17 protein-coding genes and 1 riboswitch are annotated in these 21643 nt (G+C 56.9%); of the genes, 4 read left to right on the top strand and 13 right to left on the bottom strand.

The features are described from left to right. Nucleotides 1–16: 16 nt before the first annotated feature. The 4 genes from HY868_07130 to HY868_07145 form a co-directional block, all read right to left on the bottom strand. Nucleotides 17–1690, bottom strand: a complete 1674-nt coding sequence (locus HY868_07130; GenBank protein MBI5301892.1) for a patatin-like phospholipase family protein — start codon at nucleotides 1688–1690, stop codon at nucleotides 17–19. A gap of 30 nt (nucleotides 1691–1720) precedes the next feature. Continuing rightward, nucleotides 1721–3400, bottom strand: coding sequence for a cyclic nucleotide-binding domain-containing protein (locus HY868_07135; protein ID MBI5301893.1), 1680 nt, complete (start codon nucleotides 3398–3400; stop codon nucleotides 1721–1723). A 2-nt stretch (nucleotides 3401–3402) separates the two neighbouring features. Then, on the bottom strand, nucleotides 3403–6729 hold the full coding sequence (locus HY868_07140; GenBank protein MBI5301894.1) for a tetratricopeptide repeat protein: 3327 nt from the start codon (nucleotides 6727–6729) through the stop codon (nucleotides 3403–3405). Nucleotides 6730–7121: 392 nt separating this feature from the next. Continuing rightward, complete coding sequence (locus HY868_07145) at nucleotides 7122–7514, bottom strand: hypothetical protein (GenBank protein ID MBI5301895.1); 393 nt, start codon at nucleotides 7512–7514, stop codon at nucleotides 7122–7124. Nucleotides 7515–7619: 105 nt separating this feature from the next. Continuing rightward, nucleotides 7620–7711, bottom strand: a riboswitch (cyclic di-GMP riboswitch). 216 nt (nucleotides 7712–7927) lie between these two features. On the opposite strand from HY868_07145, the gene HY868_07150 reads away from it, so the two are divergent. Continuing rightward, a complete protein-coding gene (locus HY868_07150) occupies nucleotides 7928–9244 on the top strand; it encodes a PD40 domain-containing protein (protein MBI5301896.1) in 1317 nt (438 codons plus the stop codon). A 33-nt stretch (nucleotides 9245–9277) separates the two neighbouring features. Here the strand turns inward: HY868_07150 and mutM are convergent, their stop codons facing one another. Both mutM and HY868_07160 read right to left on the bottom strand, forming a co-directional pair. Further along, nucleotides 9278–10090, bottom strand: a complete 813-nt coding sequence (gene mutM, locus HY868_07155) for a DNA-formamidopyrimidine glycosylase (GenBank protein MBI5301897.1) — start codon at nucleotides 10088–10090, stop codon at nucleotides 9278–9280. Nucleotides 10091–10191: 101 nt separating this feature from the next. Next, nucleotides 10192–11649 (bottom strand): menaquinone biosynthesis decarboxylase, encoded by a 1458-nt coding sequence (locus HY868_07160; protein ID MBI5301898.1) that lies wholly within the window; start codon nucleotides 11647–11649, stop codon nucleotides 10192–10194. A 199-nt stretch (nucleotides 11650–11848) separates the two neighbouring features. Between HY868_07160 and HY868_07165 the strand changes: the two genes are divergently transcribed. The 3 genes from HY868_07165 to HY868_07175 all read left to right on the top strand — a co-directional run bounded on the left by HY868_07165 (nucleotide 11849) and on the right by HY868_07175 (nucleotide 14495). Then, entirely contained in the window at nucleotides 11849–12853 is a 1005-nt protein-coding gene (locus HY868_07165) for an ABC transporter substrate-binding protein (protein MBI5301899.1), read from the top strand. Between the two features lie 131 nt (nucleotides 12854–12984). After that, nucleotides 12985–13722, top strand: coding sequence for an ABC transporter ATP-binding protein (locus HY868_07170; protein MBI5301900.1), 738 nt, complete (start codon nucleotides 12985–12987; stop codon nucleotides 13720–13722). A gap of 74 nt (nucleotides 13723–13796) precedes the next feature. Beyond that, complete coding sequence (locus HY868_07175) at nucleotides 13797–14495, top strand: ABC transporter permease (protein ID MBI5301901.1); 699 nt, start codon at nucleotides 13797–13799, stop codon at nucleotides 14493–14495. A gap of 43 nt (nucleotides 14496–14538) precedes the next feature. On the opposite strand, the gene HY868_07180 is transcribed toward HY868_07175, so the two are convergent. From HY868_07180 to HY868_07210, 7 genes are all read right to left on the bottom strand, one after another. After that, nucleotides 14539–15921 carry a HAMP domain-containing histidine kinase gene (locus HY868_07180; GenBank protein ID MBI5301902.1) on the bottom strand — a complete coding sequence of 461 codons (1383 nt, stop codon included), beginning with the start codon at nucleotides 15919–15921 and terminating at the stop codon, nucleotides 14539–14541. Further along, nucleotides 15918–16625, bottom strand: a complete 708-nt coding sequence (locus HY868_07185; protein ID MBI5301903.1) for a response regulator transcription factor — start codon at nucleotides 16623–16625, stop codon at nucleotides 15918–15920. Before HY868_07185 ends, HY868_07180 begins: the two co-directional genes overlap by 4 nt. A gap of 115 nt (nucleotides 16626–16740) precedes the next feature. Continuing rightward, nucleotides 16741–17403 carry a hypothetical protein gene (locus HY868_07190; protein ID MBI5301904.1) on the bottom strand — a complete coding sequence of 221 codons (663 nt, stop codon included), beginning with the start codon at nucleotides 17401–17403 and terminating at the stop codon, nucleotides 16741–16743. A gap of 10 nt (nucleotides 17404–17413) precedes the next feature. Then, complete coding sequence (locus HY868_07195) at nucleotides 17414–18319, bottom strand: 4Fe-4S binding protein (GenBank protein ID MBI5301905.1); 906 nt, start codon at nucleotides 18317–18319, stop codon at nucleotides 17414–17416. A gap of 159 nt (nucleotides 18320–18478) precedes the next feature. Continuing rightward, a complete protein-coding gene (locus HY868_07200; protein MBI5301906.1) occupies nucleotides 18479–19273 on the bottom strand; it encodes an isopentenyl phosphate kinase family protein in 795 nt (264 codons plus the stop codon). Nucleotides 19274–19284: 11 nt separating this feature from the next. After that, the gene (locus tag HY868_07205; GenBank protein ID MBI5301907.1) at nucleotides 19285–19671 is read right to left on the bottom strand and encodes a hypothetical protein; all 387 of its coding nucleotides are present in this window, start codon (nucleotides 19669–19671) and stop codon (nucleotides 19285–19287) included. An 11-nt stretch (nucleotides 19672–19682) separates the two neighbouring features. Continuing rightward, the gene (locus HY868_07210; protein ID MBI5301908.1) at nucleotides 19683–21620 is read right to left on the bottom strand and encodes a DUF2723 domain-containing protein; all 1938 of its coding nucleotides are present in this window, start codon (nucleotides 21618–21620) and stop codon (nucleotides 19683–19685) included. Nucleotides 21621–21643: the final 23 nt, after the last annotated feature.

A 21643-nucleotide genomic window follows, 5' to 3' on the forward strand; every position in this document is an offset into this window, starting at 1 on the left:
CACGATCCTTACTAAATCAGTCCGCGGGATTTTTGCGCGGACGTGGAGCGAGCAGTTTCCGAATGTACGGCACTTGAATCCGCGCGGCGTCTTCGCCGGCTTGAATGATTTCATTCACTTTGTCGTACTCGCGCAAATGATAACGCGCAACATCCGGCGCGATCAGCACATCCAAGGGTTGCAACCGGGAGCGAATGATTTCGCTCTCCATAATTTCCCGTTCACCCAACATCACGTCCACCAGGTTCGGCGAACGATTGTCGCGTTTCATGCGTTGCAGGCGCAAACGATCTTGCGGCGTGGGGATCACGCTAGACGCGATGATGATGCTCATGCCGCGTTCGCCCAGTACGCGCGTCGGCACGGGATTCGTCGCGCCGCCGTCAATCAAGAACCGCCCTTCGTATTCGACCGGTTCGAGCAGACCGCCAATGCTCATGCTCGCGCGCACGGCTTGGGCGAGCGGTCCGCGTTCAAAAACAATCTCTTCGCCAGACACCAAATCCGCCGTCACCACCGCGAACGGGATTTGTAATTCGGCAAACGCCTTGTCTTCGAGTTGTGTGCGCAGATGACGCAACAACGCATCGCCTTTGATCAAACCCGAGCGCGGCGGCAGCCGCACATCCCAGTTCCGAAAACCAGTGAACGGATTGTACTCGCGATGCACCGTACCGGCGAATTTGATCAGATCGTCAATCGGTCTGCCCGCCGCGAACATCGCGCCGAAAAACGCGCCCGCGCTCGTGCCCGAAATCATATCCAAGGGGATATTTTCTTCGCGCAATACTTTGAGCACGCCGATGTGCGCGATGCCACGCGCATTGCCGCTCGACAACGCCAAACCGATCTGTCGCCGCGCGAGTCGCCGCGCGACGCGATGGATGTCCTCCGCCGTATCATTCGCGAAGAGGCGATGACGCGGCGCGATGATCTCGCCTTGAAAGGCAAACGACGCGCCAATGACGACGCGCAGATCGGATTGGTCCACCGCCTTCAACACCAAGGGGCTTTCGACGGGAGGAATCCAGAGCAAAGCCCAGTAAAAGCGTTTGAGCAGTTCGCTCAACTGCGCGGGCAATCGTTCGGCAGGCACCCCTTCGCCGGCATACGTGTAATACACGTGATTCGGCGCGAGCGTCGCGGGGTCGAGCGGTTGATTGCTTCCACCCAAATCCAAAAGCGCGACATCCTCGGCGCTGACTTGCGCGAGATGTTCGGCGAGCATCGGTGCGCAATCGCCGATCACCGCGATGACCGTCATCTCTTTCGGCTGGATCGGCGCGTTCAACGAACGGCGCAACCGCGCGTGCAATTCGCGAATGATCGTCATCGCCATCGGCGGGTACTGCGCGAGCAACGCGAGCAAGTCGGCGTGACTCAACAACAAAAATTCGGCGTCAATCACGACATAGACGCTGGCGGAGTGATTGCCGCCAAACAGCGCCGCGCCTTCGCCGAAAAAGTTTCCCGGACCGAGATACAGAATGAACCGGGCTTCGCCGCGTTGCTCGGAAACGATTTTGACAAGACCGCTTTCGATAAAGTACATCGAATCGTCGGGTTCGCCGGATTGAAAAACGGATGCGCCTTTACGCAAGCGGCGGCATTGCAAGCGTTGGGCAACCGCGTCCAATTCTTCATCGCGGAGTGTGCTAAAGAAGGGAATTTTACGTAGGCGTTCTCTCATGGCATTGTTCCGATTCGACCTCGTAGACGTTTATGCATTCATCGGTTTGCGTGGACGCGGCGCGAACAATTGCCGGATGGTGGGTAGCTGTGCGCGCGCGGCTTCTTCACCGCGTTGGATCAATTCGCGGACTTTGTCATATTCGAACGTGCCATAGCGCGCAATGTTGGGCGAGATGAGCACATCTACCGGACCCATCCGCGTGCGGATGATCTCGCTCTCCATTATTTCTTGCGCGCCCATGATGATGCCGAGAAAGTTGGGCAGTTTCCCTTCGCGCTTGAGTTCGCGGCGATGCAATCGGTCTTCGAGACTGGGAATGACGCTACTCGCCAAGATGATGTTCGCGCCGCGATCGGCAAGCAATTGCGTCGGCACGGGATTGACCGAGCCGCCGTCAATCAAGAAGCGTCCCGCTACCGACGCCGGTTCGAGCACGCCGATCACGCTCATGCTTGCGCGGACGGCTTCCGCCACGGGTCCTCGATCAAACACAATCTCTTCGCCAGAAATCAAGTCGCACGCAATAATATACATAGGGACAGTCAAATCGTCAAATGTTTTGTTGCCGAGCATTTGGCGGAAATAACCGAGAACCATATCGCCTTTGATCAAACCGGAGCGCGGCGGGATGCGAAAATCCCAAAAGCGAAAGCCAGTCATAAAATTGTACTTGTTCCGCACATCGTCGGCGAACGCGAAAATCTCGTCGAACGAGCGTCCCGCCGCGTAGAGCGAGCCGAACACGGCGCCGGCGCTGGTGCCGGCGATCAGGTCAATCGGGATGCCTTCTTCTTCGAGCACTTTGAGCACGCCGATATGCGCCATGCCGCGCGCGTTGCCGCTGGAAAGCGCGATGCCGACCACGCGTTGCGCGATACGCCGCGCAAGTCGCTGAATCGCCTTGTCGCTCGAATCCGCGTGCCACAACCCTTTCGGCGCGACATTACGCAACCACGCCGGTTCGTCATCGCCAACCTGGACCGTAATGTCCGCCAATTCCATCGCCTTGAGCGTGAGCGGGGTTTCGTATGGCGAGACGCACAATAACACCCAATAAAATTGCTCGACGAGGCGGCTCAGGTATCCCGCCAAGGTTTCGGTATCGAGTTGCGCGTCGCGGATGAGCGTCACATTCGCGCGCGCCAACATGCCCTGGCTTAAGGTCACATTCGCCAGTCCACCCAGGTCGAGCACGGTCACGGGTTCGCCGGTCACCTGGGCAAGGTAACGCGCGAGCGTAGGCGCGGCGCGTCCCACCGTCGCAACGATGTTGAACTCTTCGCGCAACACGGGCGTTTGCTGCGACTTGCCCAAGCGGCGACCCAGTTCGCGCGTCATCATCAACGCGATGGCGGGGTGTTGTTGCAATAACTCTTCGAGATCGTGCTGCCGCAGCACAAGCAAATCCGCGTCAATCACCACGCGCACGGTCGCCGAACGCTTTTCGGCGAGCAGCAGCGCCATCTCGCCGAAGAAATTGCCGGGACCGAGATAGTTGTAAATTTTTTCGCGCCCGCTTTTCTCGGAGACAACCTTGACCTGCCCACTCTCGATGATGTACATACAATCGCCCGGTTCGTCTTCCGCAAAGACGATCGCGCCTTTGTGATAATGCTCACGCTGGAGACGCCGCGAAATTGCGTCCAGGACAGTATCATCTAGTTCGTTGAAAAAGGGAATCTGCCGCAGGTCGTGTTTACTAGCCATGTTTATGCCTGGTTCTTCAATTCATCGAGTTCGGCGCGTGTCCGTGCGGCTTCCGCTTGCGCGCCCAATCGTTCGAACGTCGCCAACGCATCGGTGAACGCGGCGTGCGCGCCGTCTAAATCAAGACGCGCGCGCAAGACGAGACCGAGTTGATACCGTGTCCGCGCGAGTTCGATGGGATTGTTGAGCTTGGTCAGCACGTCCAAACTACGTTGCAAATAGTCCACCGCCACGTCATACGCGCCTTGGACGCGCGCCACTTTACCCAGGACGCGCAGCGCTTGACCTTCGTTCACGCGACTGCCAATCTCGGCGGCAAGGGTACGCGCGTCGGCGGCGGCTTGATACGCTTCGTCAAGCATATCTTTGCCGAGATATGCCTCGCCGGTCAGCCACAACGCTTCCACACGATTCTCTTTATGCCCGATTTCAGTCGCAATGTCAAGACTACGTTTGAGCTGTTCCAACGCCCGATCAAACTCTTGCTGCAGAATGAAAACGTGCGCAAGGTTATTAAGTGCGAGACAACATAGGTTGCCATCCTTGATTTTCTCGGCGCTTGCCAACGCACCCGCGAAATTGTCGCGCGCGCGGGGATGGTCTCCTTTTTCGCGATAGACCAGACCCAGGTTATTGTTGACTTGGGCGATGCCACGCGTGTCGCCGGTCTTTTGCCGGACATCGAGGGTACGCTCAAAATGTATCAACGCGCGATCCCAATCGCCTTGACCGAGCGCGATGTTACCCAGGTTGTTGTGTGAGTTGGTGACACCAGTCAGATCGCCGATGGACTCGCGCAAGTGCAACCCTTTTTCAACGTACGCCGCCGCGCGTTCCCAATCACCCTTGCGGCTGAAGAGGACAGCCAGTCCGTTATATGTGGATGCCATCTCGCTGTAATTGTCGGTGCCTTCAACGATCTGCAGACTTTTCATTCGCCACTCGTACGCTTGATCAAATGCGCCGAGACGATATTGTACCCAGCCAATATCATTGTAAATACGCACGCGCTCCGGCACTTGACGATCCAGATGTTCCAATTCGCCCAAGGCGTTGTTGAGCCAACGCAACGCTTCGGCATAATCCCCGCGGCGCTCACACACGCGTCCGATTTCGCGCATAATCTCGGCGCTTTGGCGCTGCGCTTCGACCGTGCGCGTGAGGGCGCGATTCATTTCGAGCGCAATCAAATACGAAGTCGTCGCGCCGTCATAGTCCGCTGTAAAAGTTTGGACGGAACCGAGTCCATTGTACAGGTCAATCTTCTGGGTTGTAGTTGGATTGGTTTTACCCAAACATTCGACGGCAAAGCGGAACTGCTTAAGCGCCTGATCGTTCGCAAATCGCTCTGCGGCATGACTCCCCGCGCGAATCAGACACGGCAATGCGCGATCGTAATCCTTGCTTTCGTAATAGTGAAACGCCAGCTCTTCCGTGTGCTCGTCGAGACGCTCTTTAAATTGCGCTTCAATCCCTTCCGCGATTTTGTGATGCAGAAACTCACGTCGCCGCACCAAGAGACTAGCATAGACCGTCTCTTGAATCAAGATGTGATTGAAACGATAATGCACGTCGCCATCCGCACCGATGCGACTGACCAACGCGCGTTCTTCCAACTCACCCACTTGGTCGGCAAGGTTACGCGCATCCTCCAAGGTGCTCGAAAGCAAGCGCAGTCCAAAATCACGCCCGATCACGGCAGCACACTGCGCCGCTTGCCGCGCGCCCTCGCTCAACGCGTCCACGCGCGTCATAATCAAACCTTGCAAAGTGGTCGGTACTTGAACGTCGTCCACAGCCGCGCCCGGCACAATCTGCCAACGATCCTCCTCGCGCCGAATGATGCCGCGATCAATCAACATGCGAATGATCTCTTCGAGGTAGAATGGATTTCCTTCGGCGCGTTGCAGAATAATTTGCCGAAGCCGTTCGGGCAATTCGTGAATAGTCAAAAGTAAGTCAACTAACTCGACGCTGTCCGCATGTGAGAGGGGCATCAGGGGAAGATGCAGAAATTGCGCCGCATACGACTGCGTGCCAAGTTTCTCCAAGCGCGGCGCAGCCGTACCTTCAGTTGGACGCGAGTTGCAATAGATAACGACCGGGCTGCGCTCAATCACATTATTAATAAAAACTAGCAAGTCGAGCGAAACCGGATCAATCCAATGCACGTCTTCGAAAATGAGCACGAGCGGGCGATACCGCGCGCGTGCGATGAGCAATTCGCGAATCGCGAGAAAGGTTTGCTGTTGTAACTGGGGCGGTGCGAGATGGCGGATGCGCGCCGCCATTTCTTTTTCGAGAACACGAATCGAAAAGAGATGCTCGATGTACGGCAAGATGTCGGCGCGTGATTGTTCGGGCAACAAATATTCGTTCGCGGTGCGTTCGATTTTTTCGCGCACCACTTGCTCGGAATCATCGTCAGCGATACCAAAGTACATTTTGAGCAAACGGATAAACATTCCGTATGCAGGTTGCCCGTAAGCGAGACACGCGCCTTCGAGCACTGTCACATGTTGGTCAACGAGATGTGCTTTGAGTTCCGTAGTCAAGCGCGATTTTCCAATGCCGGCGTTGCCGGTTGCTAGAACGAGCCGCCCCATACCCTCTTCAACGAGCGCATCAACGGCTTGACGAACTTGCGCGAATTCGGCGCGACGCCCAACCATTGGCGCGCTCAAGCCAGGAATTCCACGCACACGACCTTCGTGTTTGCGCGGCGCGACGGCTTCGAAAATCTCAACTGGCTCGACACGATTCTTAACGCGAATCGCGCCCAGCTCGCGGTACTCGAACAATGGATTAGTCGGTTCGTAAACCGCACGACTAACCAGAATCGTGCCTGGCTCTCCCGCATTCTGCAAACGCGACGCGACGTTCACCGTATCGCCGAGCGCGGTATACTCCATGCGCAGATCCGAACCGATGCTGCCGACAACGACTAGCCCGGCATTGAGACCGATCCGGACTTGAAGCGTAATCCCCAAACGCGATTCGAGGTCGGCATTGATTCGCCGCAACGCGTCTTGCATTCCAAATGCGGTACGCACCGCGCGCGCCGAGTCATCTTCATGCGCGATGGGCGCGCCAAACAGTGCCATCAATCCATCGCCCATCACTTTGTCGAGCGTACCCTCGTGTTTATAGATTTCCTCGGTGAACGCGCGCAGAGTACTGTCAATCAACTCGTATACTTGCTCGGGATCAAGTCGTTCGGAGATGGAGGTATAGCCGCTCAGGTCTGCGAACAGGACCGTGACATTCCGGCGTTCACCTTCGACCTGCTTGCCGACGCGCGCGATTTTTTCCGCAAGCGAAACCGGCATCGAGTTGGTCGCGCGCTCGCGATTCTCATCGGCAGTAGGCGTCGTGAGACTCGCGCTGCAATTGCCGCAAAATTTGAAATTGCCGGGGTTTTGAAAATCGCATTGAGCGCATCGCCGTGCGAGGGAAGCGGCACAAAACGTACAAGTTGACGCGCCAATGGGATTGGCGCGACCGCACTGTGGGCAAGGCAAAGTCATGAGTGTCTACTCAAACTGATCAACGTGTATGAACCGATTATACTACAGGTACACTCAACGCGCAATCATTTGTGACCGGATTGATGAACGCGCTCAAATGAACAGAGGCAACCCGGAGGGACAGCGGGTTGCCTCTGCAAGGGAAGGGCAACAAGCCCAGCTATGTTGAAGTATCCGTCAGACAACAACGTGAATTACCGCAGACGGAACAAAAAGTTCAGCGACCCTTTCCCATTATTCCGCCGCACTTCACTCACGCGACCGTAGTTTGCAGTCACCGTGGGCGTAGATGCTAACTTGCCATCTACGACGACAAGCATCCAGTTGTGATCGCCACGTTCGACCACATTTGTGATCAGTGGCACGTTGGGTCCCGGGGTCTTGCAACCACCTTGACGCTGATTGCCATAGCGCGCGTCATCCGGTACATACACCTTGACTGCTGATGGTTTCGCCGCGATGACCAACAGCCATTCACCGTTGACGCACAACTTGGGGTCGTCCCACGCTTCACCCGCGCCGACCGTAGCGAAGGTCAGGGAGAGCAACATCACGACCAGAGTCAACGCAAACAATGTTTTTTTCATCTTGCCTCCTTTGTCTTGGTTGGTTCCTTGTAACCACTTCGCCGAAAATAAAAAAACTGTCTGTTCCAGAGCGGAATAGACAGATCGGTTCGCGTCGTATTCCACTTCGGCAGCCTGGCAATCTTAGCGCACAGTCCCTACGCTGAAGACCCATAGCTTTGCGTCCTCGCCTTTCGGCGAGTTTGCCTTTATCGGTGGTTAATAGTACTTTTTTTTCTTGCGTGTATAGTACTCGACTGACATAGAACAAACAATAGGACAGTAGTACTTGTTACGAACAAATCCTAACACTCCACGCCATCGGCACCCCCCTTGATTTGCGCCGCACTCTGATTGTATACTCTCGCGGCATGAATCGCGTGATGCGGTGATTGCGTATCACGTGTACATATATTTCCAGAAAGGTGGACAGCATGTCACGACGTTCGGCAATCCTTGTCGTCGGCGGCGCGGTGGGATGCAGTCTGATTTTGCTTTGTGTATTCCTTGCCGCGATGGCTGGCTATACTTATTTCAATATTGCCACCGCGCGCGTGGTGGATCGCATCGCGTACGTGGACAATGATTCGAATATTCAAATCGTGGACGCGCGCGGCGAAGAACGGACTGCCCTAACCCAGGACGCCTCGAGCCAACACATTTACGATTATCCAACCTGGTCACGCGATGGACAATCCGTCGCGTTTGTCAGTGTGGATGCGAGCCAAGACGAACCCGAAGCGATTCTGTACACCGCGTCGGTCGTCACCAAAAATCGCAACACGGTGTTCAAGAGTCGCTCGCAATCCCCGTTCTATCTCTATTGGTCGCCCGACAGCCAACACATCGGTTTTCTCGCGCAGGACGCGAGCGATTTGTCAATGATGCTAGGACGCGCCGATGGCAAAGAGGATGCGCGCAGACTCGAAACTGGTTCGCCCTTTTACTGGAGCTGGTCGCCAGACAGTCGTACCTTGTTGATGCACATCGGCGGGAGTCGGCGCGATTCACACTCGGCGCGGCTCGCGTTGTTGCGTTGGCGAGATTCACCCACGTCGCAAACGCTGAGTCACGGTCCCGGCGAATTTCTCGCGCCACAATATTCGCCGGACGGTACAACGATCCTCTACGCCGCGGCGAATAATGGTCAAGATGCGCTACATCTCGCCGATGCCCAAGACGGCAACGCACACGCGATTGTCGAGTACGCCGGGCGCATCGCGTTTGCGTGGTCGCCTGACGGCAAAAAGATTGCATGGGTCGTCACGCCCGAGGACGCCGAATTACCGCACTTTGGCAAGGTCGTCATCGCCAATGCCGACGGCAAGAATCAGCAATCCATCACGAACGAAGACGCAATCGCGTTTTTCTGGTCGCCCGATGGACAACGCATCGCGTATCTGACGATTGAACAGGAACAGAATTCGCGTGGACGTACGCCGACCCAGCATCTCGCCGCGCCGCTGGCGCAAGGCAATCCCATTCGTTTGCTGTGGCGCGTCGTAGACCTACCGACCGGCACTCCGCGGACGCTGGCTACCTTCACACCCACGCGCGATTTTATCTCCTTGCTTCCGTACTTCGATCAATACGCGCGCTCGCTCACCTTCTGGTCGCCCGATAGCGCCAGGTTCGTTTACACGCATCGCGAACGCCCCGGTGCGGGCAGTGTGTGGGTTGCCGATGTTACTGGCAAAGAACAACCGCGCCGCGTCGGCGATGGTTTGGTTGCCGTGTGGTCGTGGAAATAAAAAGTAGAGACGCCCCGGCGGAGCGTCTCTACTCTACAGCTTTTGACACGTCGGACAAAAATGTGTGCCGCGTTGTCCAACAACCGTTTTTACAATCGGTGTGCCGCAACGACGACACGGTCGTTCTTCACGATCAAACGCGCGTAGACTATCTTGGAATCCGCCGCTCGCCCCGTTAACGCGTTTGTACATGACGTCAATGCTCGTCCCGCCTAGCGCAATCGCGCGGCGCAGCACCTGGCGAATCGCGCGCTGCAGTCGCCCGCGTTCCTCGCGCGTGAGTGTTTCGGCGCGGCGCAGCGGATGCAAACGCGCGTACCACAGCGACTCGTCCACATAAATGTTTCCCAGCCCCGCAAGAAAAGTTTGATCGAGCAAGAGTGGTTTCAAGTAGCCGCGTCGTTTCTCGAACAACGCGTGAAACTCTTTCGCAGAAACCTCCGGCGCTTCGGGACCCAGTTTGCCGGTGACGATTTCAGGATCGTTCACCAGCCACATCCGTCCAAACTTGCGCGTATCACGAAAACGTAATTCGAAGCCGTCACTCAATCTGAGAATGACGTGCATGTGTTTATCGCGCCGCGTCGTCGGTGTGTCTAGATGAAAACCGCCGGTCATTCGCAAATGCACCAGCATAAATTTGCGCGGCGACAAATGAAATACCAAGTACTTGCCGCGTCGCGTAATCTTGATAATTTTGCTCCCGCGGATGGCGCGCGTAAACTCCGTCGCGCTGGGCGCGGCAATCGTGCGTCGCCAACGCACGATCACCCCAACGATTTTGCGCCCGACAAGATGCGGGCGTAAATCACGCACCACGGTTTCGACTTCGGGTAATTCGGGCATAGTTATATCGTGCGATAGTGCGATAGTGCAATAGTTGGATAGTGCAACAGTCGCATTCGCGCAACTCAACTATCGCACCATCGCACTATTACACCATCGCACTAGAATCCGTATTCCTTCCAACGTTGATCCACCAACGCTTTGATCTCCGGCGACATAGCGATTTCCTCGGGCCATTTCTGATGCGGACCTGGGTCGCGTTCCGTTTTGCGCGTGGCATCAATCCCCATCTTGCCGCCATAATTCTTTTCGAGCGCCGCGTGATCGAGATCGTCAGCTGCACCGCTAACGATTTGCACATCGCGTAAAGGGTCGTAATTCGCGAGCACCTCGAACGCGACCTGGGACAGGTCGTGCACGTTCACGTCCTCATCTACCACGATGATCGTTTTCGTCAGCATCATCAGCCCCAAGCCCCACAAACCGTACATCACTTTGCGCGCGTGCCCAGGATACCGTTTCTTGATGCTCACAATCACCAGATTGTGAAACACTCCTTCCGCCGGCATATTCACGTCAACGATTTCGCCCTGGAACAATTTCATCAAGGGCAAGAACAATCGCTCGGTCGCTTTGCCCATCCAATAATCTTCCATCGGTGGCTTGCCCACGATCGTCGTCGGATAGATCGCGTCACGCCGATGCGTGATCGCAGTGACGTGCATGACCGGATAATAATCCGCGAGCGAGTAATAACCGGTGTGATCGCCAAACGGTCCTTCGATGCGTTGCTCACGCGGACCCACGTATCCTTCGATCACGATCTCCGCGTCCGCCGGTACTTCGAGTGGTTGTGAAATACACTTTGCCAGCTCCACCGATTTGCCGCGCAACCAACCAGCCAGCATCATCTCGTCAATGTTCGGCGGCAACGGCGCAGACCCAGCCCAAATGATCGCGGGATCGCCGCCGAGCGACACGGCAACCGGAATTTTTTCCATGCCGATGTCTTGCGCGACGCGTTGATGCTCCGTACCGCCTTTGTGCCTCTGCCAGTGCATTCCCAGTGTTTGATCGTCCAGCACCTGCAAACGATACATTCCGACGTTGCGCTTGCCGGTTTTCGGATCGCGACTAAACACGGATGGCAAGGTGATGTAACGCCCCGCGTCGTGGGGCCAACATTGAATGATCGGCAGCGACGCGAGCGATGGCTTTTCTTGAATCACTTCTTGGCAAACGCCGCGATTGATATACCTGGGTTCGGTGACACGCAAGCCGTTCAGCATTTCGAGTCCACGTTGCGCTTTTTCGAACAGCCCGCGCGGCATGTCCATCGAAATGAACTCGGCGAGTTTCGTGTTCAACTCGTCGAGCCGTTCGACATTGAGCGCCCACGCCATCCGCTCTTCGCTGCCAAAGAGATTGATGACGACGGGCATCGTATTACCACGCACATTCTCAAACACCAACGCCAGGTTTTTTTCGGGCGCGCTTTTCATCACGCGATCAGCAATCTCGGTGATTTCTAAATCCTGATTCACCGGCGCGCTAATCCGTTTCAGTTGTCCGCTTTTTTCGAGGCGCGCGAGAAACTCGCGCAGGTCACGATATGCCATGCTTCCTCCAAGGCGAGATAATAACAGAAAACGAAACGGTTGGCAAACGAAATTTCCATCGCGCGCTAATTTGACAGATTCTAGTTCCTTTGGTATTAATCCTACTAAGCCAGTAGGATTTGTAGGAATATAGACGTTCTAGTCCACTTCACACAGCATACTTTGGAGACACATCGTGACTTTGTTCAAATCGTCGTTCATGTTGCTCGTGATGGCTTGGGCGCTCATCGGCTGCGCCAATCAAGCGCCCGCTACGCCCAGCGTCGTCCGCTTCGGTTACTTTCCAAATATCACGCACGCCCAAGCCGTCATTGGTATCGCCGACGGCACATTTCAGCGCGCGCTCGGCGACGGCATCAAGATTAACGCGAAAGTATTCAACGCGGGTCCATCGGTCATCGAAGCATTGTTTGCCGGTCAGCTCGATCTTGCGTTCATCGGTCCGAATCCCGCGATCAACGGGTTCGTGAAATCAAAAGGCGAAGCGCTGCGCATCATCGCCGGCGCGACGAGCGGCGGTGCGGCGCTTGTCGTGCGCGCGGATGCGGGACTGAACTCGCCCGCCGATTTTCGCGGCAAGAAAATCGCGACGCCGCAACTGGGCAATACGCAAGACGTGGCAGCGCGCGCGTGGTTGCTGCAACAGGGGTTCAAGTTCAAGGAGCACGGCGGCGACACCCAGGTTATCCCGACTGCCAACCCAGACATCCTCGCGCTGTTTCTCAAAAAAGAAATTGACGCGGCATGGGTCCCCGAACCCTGGGGTGCGCGACTCGTCCGCGAGGCAAACGGCAAGATTTTTCTCGACGAACGCGAACTGTGGCAAGGTAGCAAGTTCGTCACCGCGCAAATAATCGTTAGCTCAAAATTTTTGAAGGCGAATCCTGAGATCGTCAAGCAATTTCTCGTCGCGCACGTCGAACTGACACAACGCATCAACAACGATCCCGCCACGGCGAAGCAAAAACTCAACGCGGAAATCTTGCGCCTCACCAACGCGGCATTGTCGAACGACGTGTTGAACGACGCGTGGACGCGACAAACGATTACGTACGATCCTGTGCGCGCGTCACTGATCAGTTCGACAGACGCCGCGTTCAAATTGGGCTTTCTCGGCGACACACCGCCGCAACTTGCCGCGGTTTACGAATTGACGATACTAAATCAAGTATTGAAAGAAAAAAATCTTCCATTGATTCAGTAGATGACTACCGACTGCGATTCAGTCGGCGGTCGTTCGAAGGAGTATCGTTGAAGTTAGCAATCCGCGAGGTGGGCAAAACGTTTCACAGCAAAAATGGCGCGATACCCGCGATTGACGCGATCACGCTCGACATGCGAGCGGGAGAATTCGTTTGCTTGCTCGGTCCCTCCGGGTGCGGCAAGTCTACCTTGCTCAACCTGGTCGCGGGCTTGGATAAACCGACGCGCGGCGAAATTTTGACGGACGGCAAACGCGTGAACGGAACCGGCACCGATCGCGTAATGATCTTTCAGAGCGCCGCGCTTTTTCCCTGGCTGAACGTGCGCGACAATGTCGAGTTCGGTATGCAAATGATTGGCAAACCTTCCGCACAACGACGCGAGACCGCGCGACATTTTCTCGCGATGGTGCATCTCACCGAATTCGAAAACGCGTATGTCCACGAATTGTCCGGCGGCATGAAGCAACGCGCCGCGATTGCGCGCGCGCTCGCGCTCGACCCGGACGTACTGTTGATGGACGAACCATTCGGCGCGCTCGACGCGCAAACGCGCGACATACTGCACGGTGAATTGCAGGCAATTTGGCGCGCGACGAATAAAACGATTCTCTTCGTCACTCACAACGTCCGCGAAGCCATCGTGCTCGGCGACCGCGTTGTCGTCTTTTCGGCGCGTCCGGCGCGCATCAAACGCGAATGGACATTGGATTTGCCGCGTCCGCGCCAAATTGAAAGTTACGCCGTCGTGGATTTATCGCGCGAGATGATGGCTATGCTCAAAGACGATGTGCTCGCCAGCCAACACGACTTGGTTACAAATCGTCTGCGCGAATTTGAAGCACAAATGGTAGGGGATGATGTGCTGTGAATCGTTCTACCATATTTCATAATCCACTCTTTCGCAAGCTTGCGTTCTTCGCCGCGTTGCTGATTGGATGGCAATTGCTGGCGATCCTGGGAATCTATCCCGAGTACGTTTTTCCAACCCCACTCGGCGTCGCGCGCACGCTCACGCGCGGATTCCAAAATGGAACGTTCATCCTGGGAATCCTCACGAGCATGGAACGCATCATAATTGGGTTTGGCATCTCCGCGATACTCGGCACTACGCTAGGACTCGCGCTCGGTCGCATCCGCGTGCTCGACGACACCATCGGCGCGGTCGTGCTCGGTCTGCAAGCACTGCCTTCGATTTGTTGGCTGCCGCTCGCGCTGTTGTGGTTCGGGTTGAGCGAGACCGCGATGTTGTTCGTCGTCGTGATGGGCGCGTTGCTCGCCATCACGACCGCGACCGAAGCCGGCGTCAAGAATACGCCGCCGCTTTACTTGCGCGCGGCGCGCAACCTCGGCGCACGCGGCTGGAAGATGTACGCGCGAGTGATCCTCCCTGCCGCGTTACCTTCGATCATCACGGGGATGAAACTGGGATGGTCCTTCGCGTGGCGCTCGTTGATGGCGGCGGAATTGCTCTACGTGTCGCTCGGCTTGGGACAATTGTTGACGATGGGACGCGAGTTGAATGATATGAGCCAGGTCATCGCGGTGATGTTCGTCATCATCGCGATTGGATTGATCGTGGACCGTCTCGTGTTCGCGCCGATTGAAGCGCGCGTGCGCGAACGATGGGGCTTGGTGGGATAATCAGAAAAAGACCCTGCGGGTTTCGTAGACCCGCAGGGTCTTTTCATGTTGTCGGTACCGTAAACCAAAACCTGCTTCCCTTGCCACGTTCACTCTCCACGCCGATTTTTCCACCCATCGCTTCAATCAACGATTTCGCGATCGCTAACCCCAAGCCAGTCCCGCCACTCGCACGCGCGCGCGATTTGTCGCCGCGATAAAATCGGTCGAACACGCGCGGCAAATCTTCCGGCGCGATGCCATCGCCAGTGTCCTGGACGCTCACCGTCACAAATTCTGGTTGACCATCGAACACGGAACACCGAACACGAATCGCTCCCCCACTCGGCGTGTGCCGCAACGCGTTTGATAGCAAGTTCCGGAAAACCTGGGCAAGCCGATCTGGGTCGGCGCGCGCGAGCAACGCGTCCGATGCATCACACGTCACGCGTACATTCTGCAAATCCGCCGCCGCTTGGAAATTCGCGACTGCCGTTTGCGCGAGCGCGGCAACCTCCACCGCCTGCACATTGAGCGGCAGTTGCCCCGACTCGGCGAGCGAAAGCTCGCGCAGATCGTTGACGAGCCGCGCGAGCACGCGCGTTTCGTCGTACAGCGTCGCGATTTCCGCGCGGTCGAGCGGGTACACTTCATCGAGCATCGCACTCAGGTTGCCTTGCAGAACGGTGAGCGGTGTTCGCAATTCGTGCGCGATGTCCGCCATCAAATTTCGGCGCAAGGTTTCCGCGCGTTGTAGTTCGTCCGCCATCGTGTTGAACTCGCGCGCGACCTCGGCGATTTCCTCCGCGCCGCGTACCGATGCACGCGCGTGCCAATCGCGCGCGGCGAACCCACGCGCGGCTTGCGCGACCTGCGCGAGCGGCGCGGCAACCGTGCGGCTGATGACGAGTCCCAATAAAACGCCAAGCGTGCTCGCAATCAGCCCGGCAACGATAAAGCCCACGCGTAATTGATCGAGAAATGCTTGCTCGCCCGGCGCAAGTGCGCCGCGCCCTTGCGAACCGAACAACAAATACCCAACTGTCTTTCCATCCGAAACGACTTGCAACGCGCCGGCGCGATCCTCCGGGCTGATCGTCGTTCCGACCATTGTGCCGCGTTCATCGAACACCACACGTCCGCTCGCATCGGCGAGCACGAGCGGCGGACGTCCGCGACCCTGGCTCGCTTGTCCGCGTCCGCGTCCCGCCGGCAAAACCAGGTTTGCATTCACCAGCATCGTCTCGACGCCATCCCAGGTTCCACGCTGTTGATAAAACGCCGCCAGCGCGTCGAGCGCGCCACTCTGCGTGAGTGCGTCTTGGCGCGCGAGATATTGGCGAAACGTATTGTTCGCGCTCCAATCCGCGATCAACGCGACGACGGCAACGCCGACGAGTGTGACGATCAGAAACGCGAGCGTGAGACGAACCCAGAGGCGATTCATTTTTTCTTTTTGCCTTCGTCGTTCAAACGATAACCGACGCCAAACACCGTCTCGATGTACTGCGGGTCGCTTGGGTCATCCTCGATTTTTTTGCGGAGATTTTTGATGTGGCTGTCGAGCGTGCGCTCCAATCCTTCGTACGCATAACCGAGCGCCTTTTCGATCAACTCGCCGCGCGTGAACGCGTGATTCGGATTTTCCATCAGCGTTTTGAGCAGAGCAAATTCGGTCGGCGTCATTTCGAGCGCGTTGCCGTTGATGCTCGCGGTATGCCGATCTGCGTCGAGGCGCAGTTTGCAAATTTCGATGACACGCGACGCGGCGGGCGCGGCGCTGGATCGGCGCAGAATTGCGCGCACGCGCGCGACGACTTCGCGCGGATTGAACGGCTTGGTCAGATAATCGTCCGCGCCGAGTTCGAGACCCAGGATTTTGTCGGTGTCTTCGATGCGCGCGGTCAGCATCAAAATCGGCGTCGCCGCGAGATTCGCGTCCGCGCGAATCGCCTGGGTGATGTCCCAGCCGTCCTTGCCCGGCAACATCAAATCGAGCACGACAAGATCAGGGCGTTCGTGGCGAATAATGCGGAGCGCGTTTTCACCGTCGAACGCGGTCAGCACCACGAACCCAGATTTTTCGAGATACGATTGAACGAGTCGGACGATTTGTTTGTCGTCGTCCACGACGAGGATGCGAGTTGCCATTGGGAATTTTCGATTTTCGATTTTGGATTTTGGATTGACCGATGCTGATTATAGCATAAACCGTGAATCGTGAGGCGTGATGCGTAAACCGGTCTCACGCCTCACGCTTCACAAATTACTTTCCTTGCAACGCTTCCACAACTTTTTGCGCGTCCGTCACTTCGGAAATCTTGCCTTGCGAAACGAGATCGCGCAACGCGATTTCCGGATTCGTGTCCGCTGAGAGCTTCAGCCCTTCGAGAATTTTCGCGAGCGGCACGCCGGTCTGTTCACTCACCGAACGCAGAGTCATGCTTCCTTTGATCTGGCTCGCTGGGAGAATTTGTCCGGCAGGCATTGGCGTCGGTCCCGTCCCAGTGCCGGTACCCGCCGTGTGTGTCGCGGTCGCGGCGGGTGTCGCCGCGGGAGTTGCCGCTTGCGCCGGCGCGGATGTCGTCGCAGCCGGTGCAGTCGTCGTCCCACGTTGCGCGGTCAGCGCGTCACGCAGAACCGACGTTTCGAATCCTGGGACGAGTTTTTCCAAATCTTTGAGCGGCGTCGTCAACGGCGTATCGGCTGGAATGTTGCCTGCCGCGTAAACCTGCTCTTTGGAAATCTGCAAACCATCCACCACTTGTTGCAGAGTCATCCACCCCTTGAGATCGGCAGGCGTTAACTTTTCGAGATTGACCGAGGTCTTGCCACTCGTTGACCACTGACCCATCGCTTGTGCAGTGAATACAGTCCCCTGCATTGCCATGATCAGGATGATCGGCATGAAAAATGGATTGACACGCATTTTGGCTCCTTTATTTTCCGGCTTGCGCGGAATTGAGATTCGGCAACCACACCGGCGCGATCTTGACTTCGAGTGTCGCGTGACGCGGACATGACTCGACGCACTGCAAGCAACCGATACAATCGCTGCTGATGCGATCCACCGTTGCGACCGGCAATTTCACCGGGCACGATTTTTCGCAGACGTTGCATCCTTTGCACGCCGCGCCGTTGCGTTGAATTCGCAAGACGCTCAACTTGCCGACCAGACTAATCGCGCCGCCAAGCGGACACGTGTAGCGACACCACGCGCGTTCGACAAAGAGCGAGGCGACAAGCACGACGAGGACAAACGCGTATGCGAACCAACTCGTAGACAGATCGAACTCGAACAACCAACCCAGACCGAACAGTGTGCGATACGGATCCCAATCGGCGAACCAGAGTTTGACCGTGAAGATCGTTTGATAGAGCACGAGCGCGAGAACGACATAGCGACCATAGCGCAAAATTTTGTCGAGCCATTCGGGTACGCTGATTTCTTTGATGCGAAGTTTGTTCCGCACCCAGGTCATCAAATCCTGCACCGCACCAAACGGACAGACCCAGCCGCAGAACGCGCCGCCCGCGAGCAGAACACCCAGCAACAAACCGCCGCCCAGGATGAGATTGGAGAGATGCGTTTTGGAAACGTACTGACCACCGCTCGACACCCAGCGCCAAAAAGTTTCGACGCCGCCGAACGGGCACAGCGCATCAATCGAAGCGACCGCGCCATCTTCCGTCGCGAGGTTATGCATCACGCTCAACGCGAGGATGAAGCCGGCGAACGCAAGTTGAGTTAGGCGACGCGCGCGTTCGCTCCACATCATTTTGAATCGCCGCAGTGCGGCGGGTGTTTTTGGTTTGAGATCGAGAAACAAGTTGTTCGTGGACATTCGCATTGCCTCCTGTTTTGTTGTCTGCATCATACAAGAGGCGTGTGGAAGAGTGATGGAGAAGCGATAGACGCGCGATGGAAATCGTCCTAGCAACAAGAGACCAGGTTTCTTGGAGAAACCTGGTCTCTGTCGAACAACTTGTGCAAGTTTGCGTTTTTATACAGCGTGAATGAGCGTCCCTTCATCAAACGATTCATCCATCAGCGCGCGCGCGATCACTCCCTCACGCAACGCACTGATAATCCGCACACGAATCATCGGCGCGTGTTCGACAAGCGCGACCATGCCTTGCACCTTGGCGAGCATTCCTCCCGTCACATCAATCCCATGCGACCCTTGCAACTGCGCGATGATGTGCGGAAAATTTCCGGGCGTGATTTCGCGAATCAACTGCGCGGACGCGTCCTCGAATGGATCGGCAGTAAACACACCATCCACGATTCCCGCAAGTAGAATGCGCGTGGGCTTCAGCACCGGCGCGAGGTACGCGAATATCATTTCGGTGGACGCGATGGACATGCGACGCGTTTCGTCGAACGCGACATCGCCATGCACGAGCGGTACGAGTCCGTGCTTGAGCGCGGTCTCAATCGGCGTGGTCGCGAGTTCGACGAGCTGCCCATCGCGACAACGCGCGGACGCAGAGGGTTGCATCGCCACGACGGGAATATCTTCCGCGAGAAATGCATCGGTGACGATGCGCGTGAGCCGCGCCGCCGCCGCGCCGGTTTCCGCGTACGCGCGCCAATCACCTTGCGCGCCGAAACCGGATTTCCGCGCGGCAAAGTGACCGAACGACCCGCTCCCGTGACCGATCAAGAGTTCGAGCGCGGGATTCGATTCGCGCGCGTGTTTCACCTCGCGCGCGATTTGCCGAATCACATCCAGGCGCGCGGTCGCCTCGCGCGTCTTGTCCGTAATCGCCGAGCCGCCTAGCTTAAGAAAGATCACATCACACTCCGTCACTTCGCGAAAATCACAATCACCCGCGCGACGAGATCCCGCCGATTGTTGCCTGGGTCGCCCCAGATCGCCAAGCTGACACCAGGTCGCAGATCGGCAAACGTCGCGGGCGCGCCTTCACTGCCGCGTCGCACCGTCGTCTTGTCCGTCAAGCCAATCGTGCGCGGACCTTGCGCGGTCGTCACCGTCAAAGTATTCTCGCCGTAGAATTCCAAAACGCCAAGCACATTCGGCGACCCTGTCGCGCCGGCGATGCCCGCGTTCGGTAACTTGCCTTGCGCTTGCACGTTCCGCGCGATGCCCATCACGCCGAACGACAACGCGCAGACGAGCATCAACGCGATGAGAAAAGTCGCGCCACAACCGATCATGATTTTGCGTGACATTCCCCCGCCCATCATTTCACTAGCACGCTCCCCGCGTCCACCCACTCGACCGAGATGCCGGTCGCCGCGAATTCCGCCGTTCCGATTTGCAACCGATGTGCGCCGCGCTTCAAGTACGATGGAATCACCAAATCGTACTCTTCGACAATGACACCATCACGCGGCACGCGATTTTCGCGCACATAGCGCGCGAGATTCCCAAATCCCAGGTCGTGCGTTTCGAGCGTCGTCCCGTCCACGCGCGTCGAAATCACGTACGCGCGCGGTTGCGTGATGCGCCAGTACGTTTTGAGATGCACACGCGGGCGCGGCGCATCGTCCACGCGCGTCATATCATATCCGAGAAAGACCAATCCGCCAAAATCGTGATTTACTCGCGATGGCGGTTCTGCGTCCGCGACGATCAACGCGGGCGGCGTCGCGCTCGCGCGATACAAGGTCAGGTCGCGTCCATCGCCGATCAGAACTGGGATGTACCACGCGTCGAGCGGCAAGAGCTCACGTGGCGGCGCAAAGATACCACCCTGGACTTGACCATTCTCGACGCGCACCGTCGTGTACAGCGGCGCATCGCGTTGCGGCAGAGGAATGTTGCGCGCGACCGGGAGCGTCACATCGGGACGCACGTTGTAAATCGCTTGCCAGAAAAACGCATCGTACGCGAACACCGCACGCCGACCGACGAGCACACTGTCGCGCGGCAACATCGCGTACACGTTCTGATAGAAATCGGGAATGATCGTATCGGTTGCGCGATTGTTCACACGGAAATTAATCGCGGTGAGCGATGCAAGCGGCACGGCGAGAAAAATCACACACGCAACGATCAACGCGAACGAACGCGCGCGCGGTGAGAAACGCCATCGCGTCAACAACGCGCCGAACCAGTCGCCGAGTTGTTGCGCGCCAAACGCGACGAAAATCGCAAAGACAAAATGCGCGGGAATGAAAAATACGTCGAGATCGAAAACTTTGTACTGCGTAAAGAACCAGACGTTGACGAACCACATTCCGATGAAAAGCCAGAAATGTCTGGGCAGACGAAACAACAACACCCACATGCCGAGAATACCCAGCGCGAATCCGACCGGCGTGAGATTGGCGATCGCATATCCAACGTAAATAACGATGCGGTCCGGCATCGCGGTAAGCGGAAACGCGAATCGTAAGTTGGTGAACGCACCGAGCGTGTACACATAGAAACCGACGGGTGTGTTGAGCGGATAACGCGTCAGCAACGGCTCGGTGATCGTCGCGGCTTGGAGCGGAATCCAAGCGTACTGCGCGACGCCGATCATAAACGCGACGAACGCGCTGAGAATCGTCAGCGGTCGTTTGAGGATACGCCAATCGGTGAGAAAGACGAAGAGCGCGAATGCCGGCGCGAATCCCAGGTTGCTCAAGTGCATGCCGAGCGACAAGCCGAAGACGAGCGCGAATGCAATGAACCAGAAACCCCTCCCGCCCCCTCCCCTTGACAAGGGGAGGGCTGGGGTGGGGTCCGCCCACTTTAATAACAGCCACACCATCGACGCGATGAAAAAAACGTTCGGCGCGTACACTTCGGTGATGACCGCTTGCGACCAGAGCGTGGTTGAAACGCCAAAGAGCAGTGCGGACAATGCGGCAATCACGCGCGACAATTCGACGTGACGCATGATGAGATACAAAATCGCGACGCCCGCCGCCGCGAGCGTCGCGGACATCAAGTTCGTGCGATGCGCGACATCGCCGATTGGGACGAACGTAAAGAGTTTGCCGAGCCAGGTAAAGAGTGGATAACCGGGAGGATGCGCCAAGCCGAGCGTCGCCGCGATAGTCGTGAGTTCATTGCCATCGGGACTCGCGTACGACAAACTCGGTGTGAGCGTCGCGTTGTAAAGCGAGAGACAAATCGCGAAAATAAAAAACGCGATGAGTGGATCGAGCCAACGGGATTGCGGTTTCATCGCGTTTATTTTCGCGTGCGCGG

This window comes from Chloroflexota bacterium, from assembly GCA_016219275.1.
Lineage (GTDB): Bacteria > Chloroflexota > Anaerolineae > UBA4142 > UBA4142 > JACRBM01.